The organism is Paenibacillus sp. 1-18 (assembly GCF_000520755.1).
GTDB lineage: Bacteria > Bacillota > Bacilli > Paenibacillales > Paenibacillaceae > Paenibacillus > Paenibacillus brasilensis.
Genome location: NZ_ASSB01000242.1, coordinates 1 through 814, shown reverse-complemented (window position 1 = coordinate 814; position 814 = coordinate 1). Strand labels below are relative to the sequence as shown.

The following is an 814-nucleotide window of genomic DNA, read 5'->3' as shown; positions in this document are numbered from 1 at the left end:
TTTCCCCGCTTCCCGATTCAAGCAGTATTGTCGGAGTGCCGCTACCAAGTTTGCGAATATGGAGTCGATAGCCTCCGACGTCAACCATTTTCCCCAGAGGAGGATATTGCAATTTATCCTGTTTGGATGCAATCCACTCATAAACAAACCCAGAGATAACGACAAGTAGTAAGCAAGAGATGACAAAAAACACAATTCTCGTCCATGTTCGCCTTCGTTGCTTCATTTGAAGATCTACTCCTCTATAGTGTTATAATTAATCATCAGCTAATGTCATATGAAACAAAATTTCTTTTGTGTGGTTTGTGACTTGCTGAAGATTCATGTAAACCATCAAAATGGAGTTCTGTAATATCCGTCTATTCTCTATTAGAGGGTGGGTGGTTATGGCGATGGCGTTCTCTTATCATGTTTACCCATCCTTTCCTTGTCAAATCATTAATATTAAAGGAAAATCAGACTTTGAATTGAATTGTAATGAGTAATACGGGAGGTTATAAACAATTTAATAAAAAAGGTTGCATTTAAATATCTAGTATGATATATTCTAATTCCGGCCAAGAAATACAATATTGCGAGCGAGTGTTACAAAAAAAGATTTTTTAAAAAAATCTTGCAAAGTTGGTTCGGACATGATAAGATGTAAGATTTGATAAGGCGACGAACTGAGTCAGCGAAAAAGAAATGTTTGATCTTTGAAAACTGAACAACGAGTGAGTAAACTGCGAAGGTTTCGGTCATGCCGCAAGGCTGAACGGAGCTGGAGCAAAAAGAGATATTTTATCTCGTCAGTTTCAAAATGAGCGAATCGCTC

At 37.6% G+C, this 814-nt stretch carries 1 pseudogene; it reads right to left on the bottom strand.

The features are described from left to right. Positions 1 to 226, bottom strand: a pseudogene (locus L693_RS31485) (alpha/beta hydrolase); the annotation flags it as partial. Positions 227 to 814 lie beyond the last annotated feature (588 nt).